The 20,000-nt window shown below is 66.2% G+C and carries 21 protein-coding genes; 12 read left to right on the plus strand and 9 right to left on the minus strand.

Going from position 1 to position 20,000, the window contains the following annotated elements:
• Positions 1–42 precede the first annotated feature (42 nt).
• Positions 43–1,926, plus strand: a complete 1,884-nt coding sequence (locus FDW83_RS06860) for a dynamin family protein (RefSeq protein ID WP_138136886.1) — start codon at positions 43–45, stop codon at positions 1,924–1,926.
• A complete protein-coding gene (locus tag FDW83_RS06865; protein ID WP_138136887.1) occupies positions 1,923–3,416 on the plus strand; it encodes a dynamin family protein in 1,494 nt (497 codons plus the stop codon). The genes FDW83_RS06860 and FDW83_RS06865 overlap by 4 nt, the downstream gene beginning before the upstream one ends.
• A 57-nt stretch (positions 3,417–3,473) precedes the next feature.
• Here FDW83_RS06865 and FDW83_RS06870 read toward each other — a convergent pair whose 3' ends face one another.
• Together FDW83_RS06870 and FDW83_RS06875 are read right to left on the minus strand one after the other, a co-directional pair.
• Entirely contained in the window at positions 3,474–4,133 is a 660-nt protein-coding gene (locus FDW83_RS06870) for a hypothetical protein (protein ID WP_240720880.1), read from the minus strand.
• Between the two features lie 6 nt (positions 4,134–4,139).
• On the minus strand, positions 4,140–4,535 hold the full coding sequence (locus FDW83_RS06875) for a PLD nuclease N-terminal domain-containing protein (RefSeq protein ID WP_138136888.1): 396 nt from the start codon (positions 4,533–4,535) through the stop codon (positions 4,140–4,142).
• A 62-nt stretch (positions 4,536–4,597) separates the two neighbouring features.
• Here FDW83_RS06875 and FDW83_RS06880 point away from each other — a divergent pair, with 62 nt between their 5' ends.
• On the plus strand, positions 4,598–4,915 hold the full coding sequence (locus FDW83_RS06880) for a DUF4229 domain-containing protein (RefSeq protein ID WP_138136889.1): 318 nt from the start codon (positions 4,598–4,600) through the stop codon (positions 4,913–4,915).
• A gap of 5 nt (positions 4,916–4,920) precedes the next feature.
• Here the strand turns inward: FDW83_RS06880 and FDW83_RS06885 are convergent, their stop codons facing one another.
• From FDW83_RS06885 to FDW83_RS06905, 5 genes are all read right to left on the minus strand, one after another.
• Complete coding sequence (locus FDW83_RS06885) at positions 4,921–5,802, minus strand: 1,4-dihydroxy-2-naphthoate polyprenyltransferase (protein ID WP_138136890.1); 882 nt, start codon at positions 5,800–5,802, stop codon at positions 4,921–4,923.
• Between the two features lie 75 nt (positions 5,803–5,877).
• Entirely contained in the window at positions 5,878–7,074 is a 1,197-nt protein-coding gene (locus FDW83_RS06890; protein ID WP_138136891.1) for an AMP-binding protein, read from the minus strand.
• A gap of 14 nt (positions 7,075–7,088) precedes the next feature.
• Positions 7,089–8,042, minus strand: a complete 954-nt coding sequence (locus FDW83_RS06895) for a 1,4-dihydroxy-2-naphthoyl-CoA synthase (RefSeq protein WP_138136892.1) — start codon at positions 8,040–8,042, stop codon at positions 7,089–7,091.
• Positions 8,043–8,064: 22 nt separating this feature from the next.
• Positions 8,065–8,505 carry a VOC family protein gene (locus tag FDW83_RS06900; RefSeq protein WP_138136893.1) on the minus strand — a complete coding sequence of 147 codons (441 nt, stop codon included), beginning with the start codon at positions 8,503–8,505 and terminating at the stop codon, positions 8,065–8,067.
• A 48-nt stretch (positions 8,506–8,553) separates the two neighbouring features.
• Positions 8,554–9,315, minus strand: a complete 762-nt coding sequence (locus FDW83_RS06905) for a CPBP family intramembrane glutamic endopeptidase (RefSeq protein WP_138136894.1) — start codon at positions 9,313–9,315, stop codon at positions 8,554–8,556.
• A gap of 141 nt (positions 9,316–9,456) precedes the next feature.
• On the opposite strand from FDW83_RS06905, the gene FDW83_RS06910 reads away from it, so the two are divergent.
• From FDW83_RS06910 to FDW83_RS06945, 8 genes are all read left to right on the plus strand, one after another.
• Positions 9,457–10,416, plus strand: coding sequence for a metal ABC transporter substrate-binding protein (locus tag FDW83_RS06910; protein WP_205754656.1), 960 nt, complete (start codon positions 9,457–9,459; stop codon positions 10,414–10,416).
• Positions 10,413–11,192: a metal ABC transporter ATP-binding protein gene (locus FDW83_RS06915; RefSeq protein WP_138136895.1), complete on the plus strand. Its 780-nt coding sequence runs from the start codon at positions 10,413–10,415 to the stop codon at positions 11,190–11,192. The genes FDW83_RS06910 and FDW83_RS06915 overlap by 4 nt, the downstream gene beginning before the upstream one ends.
• A complete protein-coding gene (locus tag FDW83_RS06920; RefSeq protein ID WP_138136896.1) occupies positions 11,192–12,058 on the plus strand; it encodes a metal ABC transporter permease in 867 nt (288 codons plus the stop codon). The genes FDW83_RS06915 and FDW83_RS06920 overlap by 1 nt, the downstream gene beginning before the upstream one ends.
• Before the next feature lie 174 nt (positions 12,059–12,232).
• On the plus strand, positions 12,233–13,696 hold the full coding sequence (locus FDW83_RS06925; RefSeq protein ID WP_138136897.1) for an amino acid permease: 1,464 nt from the start codon (positions 12,233–12,235) through the stop codon (positions 13,694–13,696).
• 125 nt (positions 13,697–13,821) lie between these two features.
• On the plus strand, positions 13,822–14,877 hold the full coding sequence (locus FDW83_RS06930; RefSeq protein WP_138137107.1) for a DNA polymerase IV: 1,056 nt from the start codon (positions 13,822–13,824) through the stop codon (positions 14,875–14,877).
• A 314-nt stretch (positions 14,878–15,191) separates the two neighbouring features.
• A complete protein-coding gene (locus FDW83_RS06935; protein WP_138136898.1) occupies positions 15,192–16,418 on the plus strand; it encodes a thiolase family protein in 1,227 nt (408 codons plus the stop codon).
• A complete protein-coding gene (locus FDW83_RS06940) occupies positions 16,418–17,233 on the plus strand; it encodes an enoyl-CoA hydratase/isomerase family protein (RefSeq protein ID WP_138136899.1) in 816 nt (271 codons plus the stop codon). The genes FDW83_RS06935 and FDW83_RS06940 overlap by 1 nt, the downstream gene beginning before the upstream one ends.
• Positions 17,230–18,102 carry a 3-hydroxyacyl-CoA dehydrogenase family protein gene (locus tag FDW83_RS06945; RefSeq protein WP_138136900.1) on the plus strand — a complete coding sequence of 291 codons (873 nt, stop codon included), beginning with the start codon at positions 17,230–17,232 and terminating at the stop codon, positions 18,100–18,102. Before FDW83_RS06940 ends, FDW83_RS06945 begins: the two co-directional genes overlap by 4 nt.
• Before the next feature lie 30 nt (positions 18,103–18,132).
• Here FDW83_RS06945 and FDW83_RS06950 read toward each other — a convergent pair whose 3' ends face one another.
• Positions 18,133–18,369: a DUF6480 family protein gene (locus FDW83_RS06950; RefSeq protein ID WP_138136901.1), complete on the minus strand. Its 237-nt coding sequence runs from the start codon at positions 18,367–18,369 to the stop codon at positions 18,133–18,135.
• Between the two features lie 73 nt (positions 18,370–18,442).
• Between FDW83_RS06950 and FDW83_RS06955 the strand changes: the two genes are divergently transcribed.
• Positions 18,443–19,099, plus strand: coding sequence for a GNAT family N-acetyltransferase (locus FDW83_RS06955; protein WP_138136902.1), 657 nt, complete (start codon positions 18,443–18,445; stop codon positions 19,097–19,099).
• On the opposite strand, the gene FDW83_RS06960 is transcribed toward FDW83_RS06955, so the two are convergent.
• Positions 19,059–19,982: an SGNH/GDSL hydrolase family protein gene (locus tag FDW83_RS06960; RefSeq protein ID WP_138136903.1), complete on the minus strand. Its 924-nt coding sequence runs from the start codon at positions 19,980–19,982 to the stop codon at positions 19,059–19,061. The two genes, FDW83_RS06955 and FDW83_RS06960, sit on opposite strands and share 41 nt — an antisense overlap.
• Positions 19,983–20,000 lie beyond the last annotated feature (18 nt).

Raw genomic sequence — 20,000 nt, forward strand, 5'->3', positions numbered from 1 at the left:
ATCCCACGTTCCATTTACGGGGCTCAACGCAAAGGAAACGCTGTGGCAGAAGCAGGACCGGCAAAACCCGCAACACCGGCGACGGCCGGTCAGCTGATCAAACTTGTGGAACACGGACTCCAACTGGTGGGAACGGGAGACCGGGCGGATCTCCGCAAGCGCCTGGACCAGGCACTGGGCAGGCTCAAGGATCCCAGCATCCGCGTCATTGTGGTGGGGGAGTTCAAGCAGGGCAAGAGCAAGCTCATCAACGCCCTGGTCAACGCGCCGGCCTGTCCCGTCGATGACGATATCGCCACGTCCGTGCCCACTGTAGTCCGTTACGGCGACCCCGCATCCGCAGCGATCCTGGTTCCGAAGGCCGACGCCGAAGGCTCCGACGACAGCGGCGTGGAGCGCCAGCCAATCCCCCTGACCGACCTTCCCGCCTTTGTGTCGGAGCAGGGAAACCCCGGGAACAGCAAGAAGCTCGTGGCTGCCGAGGTGTACCTGCCCCGCAAGATCCTGACCGGCGGACTGACCGTTATCGATTCCCCCGGCGTCGGCGGGATGGGCTCGTCCCACACGCTGACCACGCTCACGGCGCTGCCCACCGCAGACGCCATGCTCCTGGTGTCAGATGCCTCCCAGGAGTACACCGAGCCCGAGCTCCGCTTCCTCCGCCAGGCCATGAGGATCACCCCCAGCGTTGTGGGTGTCCTGTCCAAGACGGATCTTTATCCGGACTGGCGGCGGGTGGAGGAAACGGACCAAGCCCACCTCAGCAAGGTGGCACCCGATATTCCCCTGTTCCCGGTGTCCTCGGATCTGCGGCTCGAGGCGTCGCGCCTGCAGGACGCTGAGCTGAACGAGGAATCCGGATTCCCTGCCCTCGTCACCCACCTCCGTCATGAGATCGTGGGCAAGTCCCAGCGCCTGCAGCGCCGCTCGGTCAGCCAGGACCTGCTCTCCGTGACCGAAAACCTCCGCCTTTCCCTGCAGTCCGAGCTCGAAGCGCTGGAAAACCCTTCGGGCACGCCCCAGATGATTGCCCAGCTGGAGTTGGCCAGGTCGGAAGCGGACGACCTGCGGAAACGCTCTGCACGTTGGCAGATCACCCTAAATGACGGCATCAGCGACCTTATCGCGGACATGGAGTACGACCTCCGTGACCGGCTCCGCCGCATCCAGCGGGAAGCCGAGACAGCCATCGACCAGGGCGATCCCGGACCAACCTGGACCGAGTTCTCCAAATGGCTGGAGGAGTGTGCCGCCGCCGCCATCTCGGACACCTTCGTATGGACCAGCGAGCGGGCCCAATGGCTGGCAGCCCAGGTGGCAGAACACTTCGCCGCGGACGAGGTCACCCTGCCCGTGATGCGCGTGTCCGATTCCGGTGACGCGCTGGATCCGGTTGATGCCATGCCGGCCATGGACGACGGCCGTATCAACCCCATGCAAAAAGTCCTGATCGGCATGCGCGGCTCCTACGGCGGCGTGCTCATGTTCGGCCTGCTCACCGGCATCTTCGGCATGGCCCTGATCAATCCGCTCTCCGTCGGCGCTGGACTCCTGCTGGGGCGCAAGGCGTACCGTGAGGACAAGGAAGCACGGCTCAAGCGCCGGCAGGGGGAAGCGAAAGCCCTCGTCAGGCGGCAGATTGACGATGTGACGTTCCAGGTTGGCAAGCAGCTCAAAGACCGCCTCCGCCTGGTGCAGCGTTCCATCCGCGACCACTTTACCGAGATCGCCGAAGAGCACCACCGCTCCCTTACCGATTCCGTGACCGCGGCACAGAAGGCCGCAACCACGTATTCATTGGAAAAAGACGTCCGGATCCGCGAGATCAAGGCGGAACTGAAGAAGGTGGACGCCCTTCACCGGGCAGCGGAGTCCGTGGCCGCCGAAGTAGCTGGAAAGAAGCTGACGACGGTGGCTGCAGGATGACCGCATCGACCGTCACCGGAGCAGCGGACCTCGTCCGGGAGGCACTCGAGGTGTATGGGGATGATCCCGCCGCAGCCTCCATCCTCCACGGATACTCCCGGAGGCTGGAGGAACCGCTGCGGATAGCGGTCGCCGGAATGGTGAAAGCGGGCAAGTCGACGCTGCTGAACGCCATCATCGGCGAGGAGATCGCCCCCACGGATACAGGGGAGTGCACCCGGATTGTCACGTGGTACCGGTTCGGCCACACCCCCCGCATCACCATGTACCCCAAGGATGGTGAATCCCGCATCCTGCCGGTGAAGCGTGTGGACGGCCGCCTCGTGTTCATGCTCGGGAACGTGCAGGCCGAGGACGTGGACAAGCTTGACGTGGAATGGCCTTCACCCATGCTGCGGACCATGACCCTGATCGATACGCCCGGCATTGCATCACTCTCCGAGGACGTGTCCGCGCGTTCCACGAGTTTCCTGACGCCGGCGGACACGCCATCGGAAGCGGATGCCGTCATCTACCTCATGCGCCACATGCACTCCTCTGACCTGCGGTTCCTGGAGTCCTTCCGGGATACGGAGGCAGGCCGTTCCGGCACGGTCAACGCGCTCGCGGTGCTTTCCCGTGCCGATGAAGTGGGCGCAGGCCGGATCGATTCGCTGCTGTCCGCCGGCGAAATCGCCGACAGGTACCGGCGGGACCATAACCTGCGGAAGCTGGCACTGGGAGTGGTTCCGGTGGCGGGACTCCTCGCCCAAAGTGCCCGGACAATGCGGCAGCAGGACTTCGCCGCGCTGCAGCAGCTCGCCGGACTGGACCGGACCGACCGGGAAAAGATGCTGATCTCGGCCGACAGGTTCCTCCGGTCAGCCAAGCCCGAGGGTCTGGTCAGGGAGGCGAGGGCGTCGCTGCTGGCCAGGTACGGACTGTTCGGCATCCGCCTGGCCGTGGTCCTGATCCGGAACGGCTTTGACGAGCCCACGCCGCTGGCGCACGAACTCGCCCGCCGCAGCGGCCTGGACCCGTTGCTGGACCTGTTGTCCCGGCAGTTCCAGGCCCGCGCCGAGGCATTGAAGGCGCGGACCGCGCTGGTGGGGGTGGAGGCCCTGCTGCGGATGTCACCCCGGCCGGACACGGGGAAGCTGGCTGCGGCCTTGGAACGGCTGCAGGTCAACGCCCACGAATTCCGGGAACTGCGGCTCCTGGCCACCCTCCGGACTACGGGAGTGCCCCTCAGTCCGGACCTTGCGGCGGAAGCCGAAGGGCTCATTGGTGGCTGGGGTCCCGCCTCCCACATGCGGCTGGGGCTGGCGGCGGATGCAGCACCGGACGACCTCGCCGACGAGGCCCGCAGGTTCCTGCTCAAGTGGCGGGCAGTGGCAGAAAACCCCTTGACCGACCGCGCTGCCCTTGACGCCTGCCGTGTGGTGATCCGCAGTTGCGAAGGCGTGCTCGCGGAGGCGTCAGCGTTGCAGCGCCTCCGCAAGTCCGCCTAGCGCCGTTGGCTTGTCGAAACCCTCGGTTTCGACAAGCTCAACCAACGGGTTCCTACTTCAGGCGCGGCTCGACTTCAGCCACCGGCCGGACGCCGGCAGGAAGAACAGCACCAGCCCAATGAGTGCCAGGAGGAGTTCGGCGCCCCACAGCAGCAGGACGTAGCTGCCGCCGTCGCCCTCGGGCACAAGGAACGCGGTGGCGATCATCATGACCAGGGCGTGCCCGGCCAGGAGGGAAACGAGGGCCCAGCGGGCCCAGCCCTGGCGGCCCATCACCACTCCCAGCATGGCCGCCTGAAGGAGCATCACCAGCAGCAGGGCGCCCCCGCTGCCCCAGAAGACGATGCCGGTGGCGGTGGTAACGGCCTCGGCGTCGCCGCCTGGAGCCATCTGCTCCACCACGCCGCGCAGCCGCTCCAGGTGGCCGTCGCGGGTAAGGAAGGAACCCACCAGGACCGCCAGCCCGGCCAGGAAACTGAACAGCCACAGTGTCCTGCCGTGCCGGATGGTTCCGGGCGCGGGCGGAATGACGGCAATGGGTGCGGGCGCCGAATAGGAAACTCCCGGCCGCGGCGGAGGTGCGTGTTGGGTGGGCGGCGGCGCGGCAGGCTGGCCTGCCGGCCGTTCAGGCTGTGTTCGGGCTGGCCCATCTGGCGGGTATGAGGTTCCGGGTGCGGTGGTCCGCAGGCGTTCTTCTCCGTCAGATTCGTGAGCCATAAATCCCTACTTCAGTCCGTCGGTATCGTGCTCGTCAGTTTCGTGTTTGCCCTTGCCGCCGTCGGCGTCCTTCGCCTTCGCCTTCGCGTCCAGCTCATCCTTGAGCTTCTTCAGGCGGGCCGCCTCTGCCTCATTGCGGCGGCGGACCTCAAGGTTGCGGAGGAAATCGGGGTCGTCATCCGGGGCGGTGGGGTGGCGGTAGTTCTGCTGCGGGGAAGAACCGCGCGGCCGCCCGATCAGCAGCCAGAGGATGGCGCCCAGCACAGGCAGGACGATCATCACCACGATCCACGCAGGTTTGGAAATTCCGCGCGTTAAGCGCCCATCGGTGCGGATTACGTCCACGAGGCCATACACAAAGATGACGAGGACTGCCACGGCCAAAGCCACACGGAGGAGCATGCCACTAAGTCTATCGTTCTGAGGCCAGCCGGACCCCGGGCCGGAGACGGCTAAACTTGAATGTGGCCTTTTTGAAATATTCCCTGATCCGCCTGGCTCTGTTCGCACCGCTGTTCGTGCTTTTCACGTTCCTGCAGCTGGGCGTTTTGATGTCCGTGATCTGCGCGGCCCTGATCGCTTTCGCCCTCAGCTACCTGTTCTTCCAAAAGCAGCGGGACGAGGCCGCGGCCGCCCTCCACCACCGGTTCTCCGGAAAGGCCAAGCCGCTCCGGTCGGCAGGCGAGGTCCAGGACGCCAATGCCGAGGACGCCCTGCTGGACGCCAACCCGGACATCACCATCAGCAACGACGCCGCCAAGGACCATAAGTCCCGCGGCTGAGCGGCTCAGAAGCCGTGGGTGAGCACCAGCCCGAGTGAGAACAGCAGGCTGTACCCGAGGTTGATCAGGCCGGTCTGCTTCAGGACCGGGATGAGGCTCTTGCGCTTGCGGCCGTTGATCATCAGCCATGACGGCATCAGGCAGGCCGGAATCAGCAGCAGCACAATCAGCATCCAGGGCCGTGCAGGGGCCAGAATGACCACCAGCAGGATGGCGACGGCCAGCATCAGCACATAGCTCTCCCGGGCGTGCTTGTCACCCAGCCGGACGGCCAGGGTCTTCTTGCCCACCTGCATGTCTGTGGGAATGTCACGGACGTTGTTGGCCATCAGCAGGGCCGTGGCGATCAGCCCGGTGCCGATCGCACCGATGATCGCCGGCAGGTTGATTTGCCCGGCCTGGGTGTAGGTGGTGCCCAGGGTGGCCACCAGGCCGAAGAAGACGAACACAAAGACGTCGCCCAGGCCCATGTAGCCGTAGGGATTCTTGCCGCCCGTGTAGCCCCACGCCGCCATGACGCAGCCCAGGCCCACCAGGATCAGCCACCAGCTCTGCGTGATGATCACCAGGACCAGCCCGAACACCATGGCAGCAGCGAAGGTCCCGAACGCGGCCCGCTTCACGTGCTCCGGTTTCGCGGCTCCCGAGCCAACCAGCCGCAGCGGTCCCACGCGGTCGTCGTCCGTTCCGCGGATTCCGTCGGAGTAGTCGTTGGCGAAGTTCACGCCCACCTGGAGCAGGAGTGCCACCAGCGCGGCGAGGATGGCATTGAGCAGTATGAACGAATCCATTTCGTACGCGGCGGCCGAGCCGATCACCACCGGTGCGATCGCGGCGGGGAGCGTTCGGAGTCGTGCGCCTTGGATCCATTGTGCGGCTGTAGCCACGTTTAGTACCTCGTGTTGGTTCGGGGGACCGGCGGGCCCATCTGCATGCGCCCGCCGCGGTAGTGCACGTCCACTCTACTTTCCCTGATGCAGGGCGCTGAGCTGGGAGGTCATCGCCAGCCGGTCCGGCTTGCCGTTGGGAAGCATCAGCAGCGACGGCGCAACCAGGACGGTTTTGGGGGCCAGGACGCCCAGGGTGCGGCGCCATTCCTGGCCAAGGACGACGGCGGGATGCCCGCTTCCTGCAGTACTGCCGGCTTCAGCGTCAGGGCCTTTGCCCGCGCCCGCGTCCGGTGCCAGGACCACGTAGGCCGCCACCGCCTGGCCCCATTCCGCGGACGGGACGCCGGCAACAAAAGCCGCCGTGACGCCGTCGTGCTTCTCCAGCTCTTCCTGCACGCGCGTGGCGGACACCTTGACGCCGCCGGTGATGATGACGTCGTCCGCCCGTCCCAGTACTGTGAGCCTGCCGTCGTCGTCGATGCTGCCGAGGTCGCTGGTGCGGTACCAGCGGACGCCGTCCTCCTCGAAGAACGTGGCGGTCTCCTCGTCGGGCGCCTCGAGGTAGCCGGCGGCGATGGTGTCGCCGCCCAGCAGGATGCGGCCGTCCTCCGCCACCCGGACAGAGACGCCTTCAAGGGGGTAGCCGTTGTAGATGCAACCGCCGGAGGACTCTGCCGATCCGTAAGTGGTGACCACGCGGACGCCCGCCACCCGGGCTGCATCCAAGAGCGCGGCAGGCGCCGGGGCGCCGCCGAGCAGGACAGCGTTAAAGCGACGCAGCACAGCCAGGGTGTCGGGCGACGGGTTGTCCAGGAGCCGCTGCAGCTGGGTGGGAACCAGCGATGTGAACCGGATCTTGTCTGTCAGTTCAAGCGCTGCCGCCGTGAAGGCCTCCGGAGTGAACCCCCCGGACATGTCCATCACCCAGGGGCGGGTGCCGGCGAAAAGCGAGCGCACCAGCACCTGCACACCGGCCACGTAATGGACGGGCAGGGCCAGCAGCCATTGCCCCTCTCCCTTGAGCGCCAGCGCGGTGGCCATGGAGGATGCGGCGAGGGACTCCACCGTCAGGACGGTTGCCTTGGGCGTGCCGGTGGATCCGGAGGTGCGGACCACGGCCACGGCGTCGTCGCAGCCGGGCGTCTCCACGTGGCCGACCACCAGCGAGCCGTCATCGCCCACGGACAGTTCGACGGCGGGACCCTCGCCATGGAGGGCGGCCGCGAGGGCCTTGAGGGCAGGCTCTATGTTGAGGGGGCCGCTGTTCATATGCCGCTCCTGGCTTAGAAGTAGTGCGGGAAGCTGGACCAGTCGGGTTCGCGCTTTTGCAGGAAGGCTTCCTTGCCCTCCACGGCCTCATCCGTCATGTAGGCCAGGCGTGTTGCCTCGCCGGCAAACACCTGCTGGCCGGCCAGGCCGTCGTCGGCAAGGTTGAAGGCGAACTTCAGCATCCGGATGGCCTGCGGGGACTGCCTGGCGATGTCCGCGGCGTACTCCAGTGCCACGTCCTCGAGGCGTTCGTGGTCCACGGCCTCGTTGACGGCGCCCATCCGGACCATGTCCTCCGCGGAATATTCGCGGGCCAGGAAGAAGATTTCGCGAGCAGATTTCTGCCCGATCTGCCGGGCCAGCAACGCTGAGCCGTAGCCGGCGTCGAAGCTGCCCACGGTGGCGTCGGTCTGCTTGAATTTGCCGTGCTGGCGGGAGGCGATGGTGAGGTCCGCCACCACGTGCAGCGAGTGCCCTCCGCCCGCCGCCCAGCCGTTGACGACGGCGATGACCACCTTGGGCATGGTGCGCATGAGCCGCTGGACTTCCAGGATGTGGAGCCGGCCGGCCCGGGCTGGGTCGATGGTCTCCTGGGTCTCGCCGTCGGCGTACTTGTAGCCGTCCCGGCCCCGGATGCGCTGGTCGCCACCGGAGCAGAAGGAGTGGCCGCCGTCCTTGGGGGAGGGGCCGTTGCCGGTGAGCAGCACGGTGGCAACGTCCGGGGTCATCCGGGCGTGGTCCATGGCGCGGTAGAGCTCGTCAACGGTGCCGGGACGGAAGGCGTTGCGGACCTCCGGCCGGTTGAACGCGATCCGCACCGTGGGCAGGTCCCGCACCCAGCCGCCGTCGGAATCCCGCTCCACCTGGCGGTGGTAGGTCATGTCCTGAAAGTCCTCAAAGCCTGACACCACGCGCCAGCGGGTGGGGTCGAAGACGTCGGACACCGGTGCGGGGATCTGGTTGCTCACCGTCCAAGTCTAGTAATCCGGCTCAGCTGATGCAGAACTCGTTCCCCTCGGGGTCCGCCATCGTGTGCCAGGAATGCGGTCCCTGCCGGGCCGTCCACAGGAATGTGGCGCCCCTTTCTTCCAGCTCGCTGCGGACTTCATCCTTGTCCCGTCCGGCCAGATTGACGTCCCAGTGCACCCGGTTCTTGACCACCTTCCCGTCCTCGCTGGCCTGGAACAGGAGGCGGCGGGTGGGAGCCTTGGCATCGACCTCTTCCGGCGGGCGGATGGCGGCGCCGTCCTTCCATACCAGGTTGCCCCGGTGCCTGGTGGTTTGGTCCTCCGTGGCGTAGCCCTGGTCAATAATGGAGCGGATGAGCGCCGCGTCCTGCGGCTCCACCGCCCATTGCAGGGTCTCGGCCCACCAGTCCGCAAGCTCGTGGGGCTTACTGCAGTCGATCACTATCTGGATGTTCAGTCCCATGCACCCACGGTACGGTGGCGGGTGCACGGGCGGTAGGGGACGGAAAACCTAGGCCTGGACCTGCTGGAGCTGGTCGTAGAGTTCCGGGGGGATGGCGTAAATGAAGACGACCGCCAGCAGGTTCTTGGCGGCGTGGACGAAGTAGGAAAACATCAGGTTCTTACCCGTCCAGACGTAGACGAAAACGAGCGTGGCGCCCATGGCCAGGTAGGGCAGAAGCGCCGTCAGGGTGACAGCTTCCTTGCCTGCAATGTGCATGGCCGCAAATAGGATGACCGAGAGTGCACAGCACACCCAGATGTTGATGTGCCTGCTGAGCTTGCCGATCAGCAGATGCCGGAAAATGTACTCCTCCACGAAAGGACCTACCACCACGACCAGGGGAACCATGAGCCAGGCCGGGACCTCCTGCATCAGTGACTGCAGGCTCTCCTGATTTGCTGACGTCTCTATTTCCCCGCCAGTTGTCACCACTACCGCAGTGAAAACCATCATGGCCACCACAGACGCCGGAATCATCAGCAAGGTGAACCATGGCCGGGTGGCAAGGACCCGCAGGTCCCGGCCCACAACGCGGCCGGCAGCCAAAACCGCTACGATCCCCACCGAGCCGAACCAAAGCAGGTTTGCCGCGTAGGATACGGCGGCCGGAGAGGGGGCAACCTGGCGCAGGAAGGGGGCCAGAAGGCCGCTCCCGAATGCAAAGAATCCCGCGATGGCCACGAAAAGCCCTACAGCGGTGAAGTCCAGCGGCGAGAACCGGTACAGCTGTGGCTGCGGTGCGGGCGGTATGCGGTGGGCGGTAGCCATGGTTTCAGCCTATCCCTCCCAACTGGGTCGCATTTAACGTCGCGAAAACCCGGTTTCACGACTTTAAGTGCGAGTCAGTCGGGTGGGGGGAGGCGACTGCTGCATTGCCCGGGGAAACGTGCATCCCGTAAAATGTTCGGTATGCCTAAAAATCTGTTTCGGCGCGCCAAAGTCGACGCGGGGAAGGTGCGCTTTCCCGCCCTGGCGGGGGCCGCCGTCGTGCTTTCCCTCCTCCTGACGGCCTGCGGCGGCGGGGCCGCGGGAAACGGCGGGGACGGCAAGAAGGTGGTGCTGACCACCTTTACGGTGCTGGCCGACGTTGCCCGTAACGTGGCGGGGGACAAGCTCACCGTGGAGTCCATCACCAAGGCGGGCGCGGAGATCCATGGCTACGAGCCGACGCCGGGGGACATCCGCAAAGCCTCCAAGGCAGACCTGATCCTGGACAACGGGCTGAACCTCGAAGCCTGGTTTGCCCAGTTCGTGGAAGGGCTGGACGTGCCGCACGCCGTGGTCAGCGAGGGCGTGGAGCCAATGTCCATCAGCGAGGACGCCTACCAGGGCAAGCCGAACCCGCACGCCTGGATGTCGCCGCTGAACGTCCAGAAATATGCGGACAACATGGTGAAGGCATTCTCGGAGCTGGACCCGGACAACGCCGAAGCCTTCAAGGCCAACGCGGAAGCGTACAAGGCTGAACTGCAGGCCGTGCAGGACCAGATGACCGCCAGGCTGGCGGGAGTGCCGGAGGCGCAGCGGGCCCTGGTCACCTGCGAGGGGGCGTTCTCCTACCTGGCGCGCGACGCCGGCCTCAAGGAACTGTATATCTGGGCTGTCAACGCCGAGCAGCAGGCCACGCCGCAGCAGATCACCCGCGCCATCGAGTACGTCAAGGCCAACAACGTGCCCGCCGTGTTCTGCGAATCCACCGTCTCGGACGCCCCCATGCAGCAGGTGGTGGAGGCAACCGGCGCAAAGTTCGGCGGCACCCTCTACGTGGATTCGCTGTCAGAGGCGGACGGGCCAGTCCCCACCTACCTGGACCTGATCCGGCACGACGCCGACGTCATCACCAGGGCACTCACGGGAGCCGGGGCATGAGCACTCCGGCCATCCTCGTTGACAACGTGACAGTCCACTACGGCGAGGTCCTGGCGCTGGACGCCGCCTCGCTCACCCTGGACCCGGCGAGGATCTGCGGGCTGGTGGGCATGAACGGCTCCGGCAAGTCCACGCTGTTCAAGGTGATCATGGGCATGATCCGGCCCGACGGCGGCAGCGTCCGGATTCACGGACAGTCACCTTCGCGGACGCGGAGGGAAGGCGGCATCGGCTACGTGCCGCAAAGCGAGGAAGTGGACTGGCAGTTTCCGCTCTCGGTCCACGACGTGGTGATGATGGGCCGGTACGGGCACCAGGGCTTCACCCGCCGCGCGACCAAGGCGGACCGGGCAGCCGTGGACGAAGCGCTGGACCGCGTGGAACTCGGGCCCTACGCCGGACGCCAGATTGGCCAACTGTCCGGCGGCCAGAAGAAGCGGGCGTTTGTTGCCCGCGGAATCGCGCAGGGTGCCACCACCATGCTCCTGGACGAACCCTTCGCCGGCGTGGACAAGAGGAGCGAGGCCACCATCACCCGGCTGCTGCGTGAGCTGGCCTCCGATGGCTGCACCATCCTGGTCTCCACCCACGACCTGCACGCCCTGCCGGAGCTGTGCGACGAGGCCGTGCTGCTGATGCACCGCGTCCTCATGCACGGCCCGCCGGACCGGGTGCTGCAGCCCGAAAACCTGGCCAGGGCGTTCGGCCTGGACGTGCTGAACCGCAACTTTCCCGCCCAGGACCACCGCGCCAAGCCGAAGGAGCGCACCGCCTGATGGAACTGCTCCTGGAACCCCTGACCTACGATTTCATGGTGCGGGCCATCGCCACCACGGCGCTCGCCGCCGTCGTCTGTGCCGTGCTCAGCTGCTGGCTCGTCCTCATCGGCTGGTCCCTCATGGGTGACGCCGTATCGCACGCGGTGCTTCCCGGCGTGGTGCTCGCGTACATCGTGGGCGCTCCGTTCGCGCTGGGGGCGCTGGTGTTCGCCCTCGTGGCGGTGACCCTGATCGGAGTGGTGCGCAACACCAGCCGGGTGAAGGAGGACGCCGCAATCGGCATCGTGTTCTCGTCATTGTTCGCCCTGGGGCTGGTGCTGATCTCCGTCACGCCCAGCCAGACGGACCTGAACCACATCATCTTCGGAAACCTGCTGGGCGTCAGCGTCCCGGACCTCATCCAGGTCCTGGTCCTCGGCGTGGTGGCCTTCGCCATCCTGATCCTCAAGCGCCGCGACCTCACGCTCTACGCCTTCGACCCCACGCACGCCCACGCCATCGGACTGTCCCCCCGCCGTCTGGGCGCGCTGCTGCTCGGCCTGCTGGCCCTGACCTCGGTGGTGGCGCTGCAGACGGTGGGCGTGGTGCTGGTGGTGGCCATGCTGATCATCCCCGGCGCCACGGCCTACCTGCTCACGGACCGGTTCTCGCGGATGCTGGTCATCGCGCCAGCAATCTCGGCCCTGTGCTCGGTCGCCGGAATCTACATCAGCTACTACCTGGATACGGCTTCCGGCGCCATGGTGGTGCTGACCCAGGGCGTGGTGTTCGGCGCCGTCTACCTGTTCAGCCCGCGCCAGGGCCTGATCGGGACCCGGCTCGCCAAAGCGCGGCGGAAGAAGGCAGCCGCCCCCGCCGTGTAGCCCACGTCACGTAGCACCCCTTTGCGTCTTGTAGGATGGGTAGGCCGCGTGAAGCTTCGGCTGGACGAGGAAAAGCGCTCACAATCGACTGATGCTACAGCAAAAGGCCGAATTTTGTGAGCTGGATCATTCGTCCCCCGGATGCGGCCAACCCCCAACCCACAAGGAATCGTTGTGCCTCAAAGTACCCCCACAGATCTCCAGAACCGCACGGCCCCATCCGCCGCCGTCGACTCTTCCCTCAGCGCCGAGGGCTACAGCAAAACGCTGGGCAGGCGCCACGTCACCATGATCGCCATGGGCGGCGCCATCGGCGTCGGCCTGTTCATGGGCGCCGGCGGCCGCCTCGCCTCCACCGGCCCCGCCCTGATTTTCTCCTATGCCATCGCCGGCGTGATCGCCTACCTGCTCATGCGCGCGCTGGGCGAACTCATCATGTACCGCCAGACCTCCGGGTCCTTCGTCAGCTATGCCGGCGAAATGTTCGGCAAAAAGGGCGCCTACCTGTCCGGCTGGATGTACTTCATCAACTGGGGCATGACCGGCATTGCCGAACTCATCGCCATCGGCCTGTACTTCCAGTTCTTCTTCCCCAACGTTCCTGTGGAAGCCTCGGCGATCGCCGCGCTGGCGCTCCTGGTGGCAGTGAACCTGCTCAGCGTCAAGGTGTTCGGCGAGTTCGAGTTCTGGGCCTCCTGCCTGAAGGTGGGCGCCATCCTGATCTTCCTGGCCGTGGGCACCTTCATGGTGGTCACCAACGCCCAGGTGGGTGACGGCAACGCCTCGGTGGCCAACCTGTTTGCGGCCGACGGGGGTATGTTCCCCAAGGGCGCCCTGGTGATGGTCCTGGTCCTGAACGCCGTCATTTTCGCCTACAACGGCATCGAACTGGTGGGCATCACCGCCGGCGAGATGCAGAACCCGGAACGCGAGGTGCCCAAGGCGATCCGCGCCGTCGTCCTCCGCATCGTTGTGTTCTACGTCGGCTCCGTAACCCTGCTGGCCATGCTCCTGCCGTCCGACCAGTACCAGGCCGGCACCTCGCCGTTCGTCACCGTCTTCGGCCAGATGGGCCTGGGCTGGGTAGGCGACGTGATGAACATGATCGTCATCACCGCGGCCCTGTCCTCCTGCAACTCCGGCCTGTACTCGATTGGCCGCGTGTTCCGCAGCATGGCCAACAACGGCCACGCCCCGCAGTGGCTCACCAGGATGTCCCGCCGGCATGTCCCGTATGCCGCAATCCTGGCCATCGCCGCGTTCTACCTGGTTGGCATCCTGCTGAACATCTGGCTGGGCGGCTCCCACGCGTTCGACCTGGCGTTGAACACGGCCTCCATTGGCGTGATCTTCACCTGGGGCGCCATCTTTGCCAGCCAGATCGCGCTGCGCCACAGGAAGGGCGTGGTCTCCACCCTGCCCATGCCTGGTTCGCCGTGGTCCAGCTGGGCCGGCCTGCTCGCCCTGCTCGCCATCACCGTGCTGATCGGCTTCGACACCATGACCAACAAGGAAACCGGTGAGGTGTTCTACCTGGGCCTGTGGACCCTGGCCACCATCCCGTTCTTCGCGCTGGTCCTGTGGCTGGGCTGGCAGAAGGTGAAGAACAACGAGCCCAAGACGGAGCTCTACAGCTAGCCTTACCGGCAAGTTCGACGGCGGGATGCCCCTGGGGAGGGCGGGCCCGCCGTCGGCGTTTCCAGGGGAAACGGTGGTGGCCGGCGCCCGGCCGGGGCAGACTGGGGCTTGTGACTGAACCGTGGGTGCTGCATGTGGACCTTGACCAGTTCATCGCCGCCGTCGAAATGCTCCGCCGGCCCGAGCTCGCGGGCAAACCGGTGATCGTTGGCGGCCGTGGCGATCCGACCGAGCGGGCGGTGGTGTCCACGGCGTCCTATGAGGCCCGGGCGTACGGCGTCGGCTCCGGGATGCCGCTGCGGATCGCCGCACGGAAAGTACCCGACGCGGTGATCCTGCCCGTCGACCATGAGGCCTACCTTGAGGCGTCCGAACAGGTCATGGCGGTGCTTCGCTCCCAGCCGGCCGCCACCGTCCAGGTGCTGGGCTGGGATGAAGCGTTCGTGGGTGTGCAGACGGAGGACCCGGAAGGCTATGCCCGGCAGATGCAGCGGGCCGTGCTGGAGGAGACCCGGCTGCACTGCAGCGTTGGCATCGGCGATACCCTGGTCCGCGCCAAGGTGGCGACGACATTCGGTAAGCCCGCAGGCATCTTCCGCCTCACCGGAGGCAACTGGCTCGAGGTGATGGGTAGCCGGCCCACCATCGAGCTGTGGGGCGTTGGGAAGAAGGTGTCGCAGCGGCTTGCCAAGCTTGGGGTCACCACCGTCGCGGAGCTTGCGGCCTCCAATCCTGATGACCTGGTTCCCGAATTCGGGCCCAGGATGGGGCCCTGGTATGCGCAGCTCGGACGCGGTGACGGCGCACGGGAAGTCGATGACACGCCCTGGGTGGCCCGCGGGCACAGCCGGGAGACCACCTTCCAGCAGGACCTGACGGAACCCGCGCAGGTGGACGGTGCCGTCAAGGAGTTGGCGGCCCACGTCCTGGAGGACGTGGCGGGCGAGGGCCGGCCCGTGGTGGGGCTGACGCTGAAAGTCCGGTACGCCCCCTTCCTCACCAAGACCTACGCGCGGAAGATCCCGGAAACCTCGGACCCCGAGGAGGTGCTGGCGCGTGCACTCGACCTGGCCGGAAAGATCGAGCCGGGCAGGCCCATCCGCCTCCTCGGGCTGCGGGCCGAGATGACGATGCCTGAGGATTCCCGGCAGGGGCACACTCCTACCCGCAGCGGCTGGTAACAGCCACCTTGGAACAGCAGAACGGCGGCGGCTCCGCCCAAGGCCGAATCCCTCTAGCCCCCGGAGTTTTTGTCCACGTATGCAGACCTGGACGCACCCGAGGCCTGCGTATCTGGACAAAAACCCGGGAGGTACGCATCGGGGGCGCAGCCGTGTACTATTTACAGAACGAACGGTCGGTAAGTGAATCCAATTGGGTAGTGCGAAGTGTCGTTATGGACGCTCAAAACGGCAGTTGCTGCTACCTGGTTTGCGAAGGGGAGAGGCTGCCGGCCGCCGATAACAGTGCTGTTGATCGCGTGAAGGGTGTTTCCATGGCTGCAACCGCAGGGCCGCAGGCTTTCCTTGTTGGCGGGGTACGGACGCCGGTAGGCAAGTACGGTGGTGCGCTGTCCTCCGCCCGGCCCGACGACCTCGCCGCCCTGGTGGTCCGCGAGGCAGTTGGCCGGGCAGGCCTAGACCCGGACAGCATCGACGAAGTGATCCTCGGCAACGCCAACGGTGCCGGGGAAGAGAACCGGAATGTCGCCCGGATGGCCACCCTGCTGGCCGGGCTGCCCCTCCATATCCCGGGCATCACCGTCAACAGGCTCTGCGCCTCCGGCCTCAGCGCCATCATCCAGGCCAGCCATATGATCAAGGCCGGCGCCGCGGACGTGGTCATCGCCGGCGGGGTGGAATCCATGACCCGGGCGCCGTGGGTCCAGGAAAAACCAGCAAGTGCCTTCGCCCGGCCCGGCCAGATCTTCGACACCTCCATCGGCTGGCGCTTCACCAATCCGCACTTCCAGCACGGCCACCTCTCCCGCGACGGCAAGATGACCTACTCCATGCCCGAAACCGCAGAGGAAGTGGCCCGCGTGGACAGCATTTCCCGCGAGGACGCCGATGCTTTCGCGGTCCGCTCACACGAACGCTCCCTTGCCGCCATCGAGGCCGGCCGGTTCAAGGACGAGATTGTCCCGGTCACGGTCAAGACCCGCAAGGCCGAGACAGTGGTGGACACCGACGAAGGACCCCGTCCCGGCACCACCATGGACGTCCTCGCCAACCTGAAGCCGGTGGCGCACGGCGGCACGGTGGTCACCGCCGGCAACTCCTCGTCCCTGAACGACGGCGCGTCCGCCATCATCGTGGCGTCCGAGGCCGCCATCGAACGGCTCGGGCTGACGCCCAGGGCACGGATCATCGACGGCGCGTCCGCAGGCTGCGAACCGGAGATCATGGGCATCGGCCCCGTCCCCGCCACCCAGAAGGTGCTCAAGCGGAGCGGCCTCAGCGTAGGTGACCTTGACGCCGTCGAACTTAATGAAGCCTTTGCCACGCAGTCCCTTGCCTGCATCCGGCGCCTTGGGCTTGAACCGGACATCGTGAATAACGACGGCGGCGCGATCGCTTTGGGCCACCCCTTGGGTTCCAGCGGGGCCAGGATTGCCATCACCCTGCTCGGCCGGATGGAACGCGAGGATGCCAGGGTTGGCCTGGCCACCATGTGCATTGGCGTGGGCCAGGGCACCGCGATGCTGGTGGAGAAGGTCTGATGCCGGGGGCTGTGGACCTGGCGGCCGAGAAGTTTCATGCCCTACTGGTTGAAGAACGCCATGACAGGGTCATCGTCCTGCTGAACCGGCCGGAGGTGCGCAACGCCATCGACCAGCGGATGGTGGACGAACTGCACACGGTCTGTGCCGCACTCGAGCAGGACCCCAAGGTCCTGATCATCGCGGGGGTGGAGGGAGTCTTTGCCTCAGGGGCGGACATTGCCCAGCTGCGGGAGCGGCGCCGGGACGACGCCCTGCAGGGCATCAACTCCACCATCTTCATCCGCATCGCCAGGCTGCCCATGCCTGTGATCGCTGCCCTGGACGGGTACTGCCTTGGCGGCGGCGCCGAGCTCGCCTACGCGGCCGATTTCCGGATCGGGACTCCGAACGTCCGGATCGGCAACCCGGAAACCGGGCTCGGCATCCTCGCCGCGGCGGGTGCCAGCTGGCGGCTGAAGGAACTGGTGGGGGAACCCGTGGCCAAGCAGATCCTCCTGGCCGGACGGATCCTCGGCGCCGAGGAAGCCCTTGCCGTCAACCTCATCACCGAGGTCCATGACCCGGACAAGCTGCTGGAAGCTGCCCATGACCTCGCGGACCGGATTGGCCGGCAGGACCCGCTGGCGGTACGCATCACCAAGTCCGTCTTCCACGCCCCGGCCGAGGCCCACCCCCTGATCGACCAGCTGGCCCAGGGAATCCTGTTCGAATCCGGGGCCAAGTTTGACCGCATGCAGAACTTCCTGGACAGGAACGCCGCCAAAAAGGCCGGCGGGACGGCCAGCAGCGAGACCGGAAAGATGAACCGATGAACCATCCCCAACCTGCTCCCGTCCTTCCCGGCAAGGTGGGCGTCCTGGGCGGCGGCCGCATGGGTGCCGGCATCGCCCACGCCTTCCTCATCAAAGGTGCCGACGTGCAGGTGGTGGAGCGCGACGACGCCTCCGCCCAGGCCGCGCGCGAACGGGTGGAATCCGCCGTGCTGAAGAGCGTTGAACGTGGAGCCGTTGACACCGGGTTCGAGGAGCTGGTGTCCCGCCTGGCAGTGGGCACCGACTACGACGCCTTCATGGGACGGCAGCTGGTGGTCGAGGCCGTGCCCGAGGACTGGGACCTGAAGGTGGCGGCGCTGCGCGGCATCGAGGAGCGCCTGGCGGATGACGCGTACCTGGCCTCCAACACCTCCTCCCTGTCCGTCAACGGCCTGGCAGACGAGCTGAAGCGGCCGGAAAACTTCCTGGGGCTGCACTTCTTCAACCCGGTTCCGGCCTCCACGCTCATCGAGGTGGTGCTGGGGGAGAAGACGAATCCCGGACTCGCTGCCCTGGCTAAGGGGTGGGTGGAGGCACTCGGCAAAACCGCCGTCGTCGTCAACGACGCCCCGGGGTTCGCATCCTCACGGCTGGGCGTGGCCATCGCCTTGGAGGCAATGCGCATGCTTGAGGAAGGCGTGGCCACCGCGGAGGACATCGACGCCGCCATGGTGCTTGGCTACAAGCACCCTACGGGGCCGCTCAAAACCACCGACATCGTGGGTCTGGACGTCCGGCTGGGGATCGCCGAATACCTGCACGCGACGCTGGGGGAGCGGTTCGCCCCGCCGCAGATACTCCGGGACAAGGTGGCACGCGGTGAGCTGGGCCGCAAGACCGGCAAGGGCTTTTTCGACTGGCCCGGCTAGGTGCCCTATGCCGGACTGGCCTTTTGCGGACTAGCCGTCGAAGAAGCCCACGATGTAGCCGATGAAGTAGAGCAGCGACAGCAGGACCACGATCCCGATGATTGCGATCCACAGGAACTGCGTGCTCTTCTTCGTGCCGTTCTCCTCGTGGCCCTGGGTGGTGCTGGTGGAAGCTTCACCCGGCGGTGTTTCCCCCGGCGGCACGCCGCCTCCGGGCTCCAGGCCAGTGAGCTTGTCTTCCTCCGGGTCCGGGTTCTGTCCTGACATGTCGTCTCCCTCGTTTGCCGTCCTGTGCTGTCCCAGCGTAACCGGGCCCGATGGGTGGGCCTAGGCTGGTGCAGTGACTTTCCTTGAACCCCTTACCCTGACTGGCCGCTACGTAATCCTCGAACCGCTGGCGGAGGAACACCACGACGGCCTGGTGGAGGCGGCAAGCGACGGTGAGCTGTGGAAGCTCTGGTACACCTCGGTGCCGGGACCGGAAGAGATGGCCGTTGAGATCCGGCGGCGCCTTGCCCTCCAGGACGAGGGTTTGATGCTGCCGTTCACCACCAGGCTGATCGACCCCGCCACCGGTGGTCCGGGCAGGATCATCGGGATGACCACGTACATGAATATCGACGCCGGCACGCCCCGCGTGGAGATTGGCTCCACCTGGAATGCCGCGTCGGTCCAGGGAACGGGAACGAATCCTGATTCCAAGCTGCTGCTGCTCCGGCACGCGTTCGAGGAGTTGGGCTGCCCGGCCGTGGAGTTCCGGACGCACTGGCTGAACCACCAGTCGCGCGAGGCGATCGCCCGGCTCGGCGCGAAGCAGGACGGTTTGCTCCGCAACCATTCCCGGACCCGCGACGGGATTCTGCGCGACACCGTGGTCTTCTCGATTTTGGAGCACGAGTGGCCCATGGTTCGGGCCGGGCTGGAGTACCGGCTCGCCCGGCACGGGCAGCGGGCGGTTACGAGTGTGCCGGCCGGGCCGGCCGAACCGCGCTTATGAGGGCGTCGGCATACGCTTGGTGCCCGGCCTGGTTGGGGTGGAAGCTCCGCGGGTCGAAGTGAACAGTGCCTGTGGCCAGGTCCTGGGTTGCAGCGAAGAAGATCCACGGCTGAGGGGTGTTCACCTCGTGCCCTGCAAACCGTCCGGTTACATCCACATACTGCACTTTGGCGCCATACAGCAGCCTGGCTGTTGCCGCTGCGGAGGCAATGGTTGCATTCAGCAGTGCCGTGCCCTGGTTCACCAAGCGCAGGTTGTCAGGGCTCATTGGTGCGGGGAAGGCCGGGTTCAGGAGCCTTGGGTAACCCAGGACCACAATCTTTGCGTAGGGTGCATGCCGGTGGATGACTTTGAAGGCGTGCACCAGTCCTGCTCCAACTGCAGGCATAGCAGCGATTGCGGAGCTCACCGCCTGACTGCACGCCGAGGTGGTGGAAGTGGCGCACTGGAACAGGACGACGTTCACTCCTACGTCGTTGGCACCGGCCGTCATACTGACCAGTTCGGTGTCCCGCGACAGTGCACCCGAGGAAATGAGCTGGGTGATCTGGTCCTGGACGCTGGGAACGTTGCCCGGCTGCGCCTTCTCCCGGAGGAGTGCGCCATGGCAGGCGCTGTTGAGCACCAGGTGTACAGGATCCACCGCATCCACATGATCCACGTATCCGTTGGGAGTCTGATCGCAGGGCGGATCGAATACGAAGGGTCGGGCAGGGGCGTCCGCCCCGGTCCCCGCGGTGTAAGAATCCCCCAGGGCAACGTAGTCGACGTCGGACGGCGGGTAAGCCGAGGCCGGGGCCGTCGTCAGCCCAAGCGTCATGGCGAGTGCGGCGAGGCCAGCTGCGAAAGCCGCGTGCCACCGTCGTAATCCTGTATTTCCCATCGCAGTTCTCCTTCGGAC

The sequence above is a fragment of the Pseudarthrobacter sp. NamE2 genome (assembly GCF_005796205.1).
GTDB lineage: Bacteria > Actinomycetota > Actinomycetes > Actinomycetales > Micrococcaceae > Arthrobacter.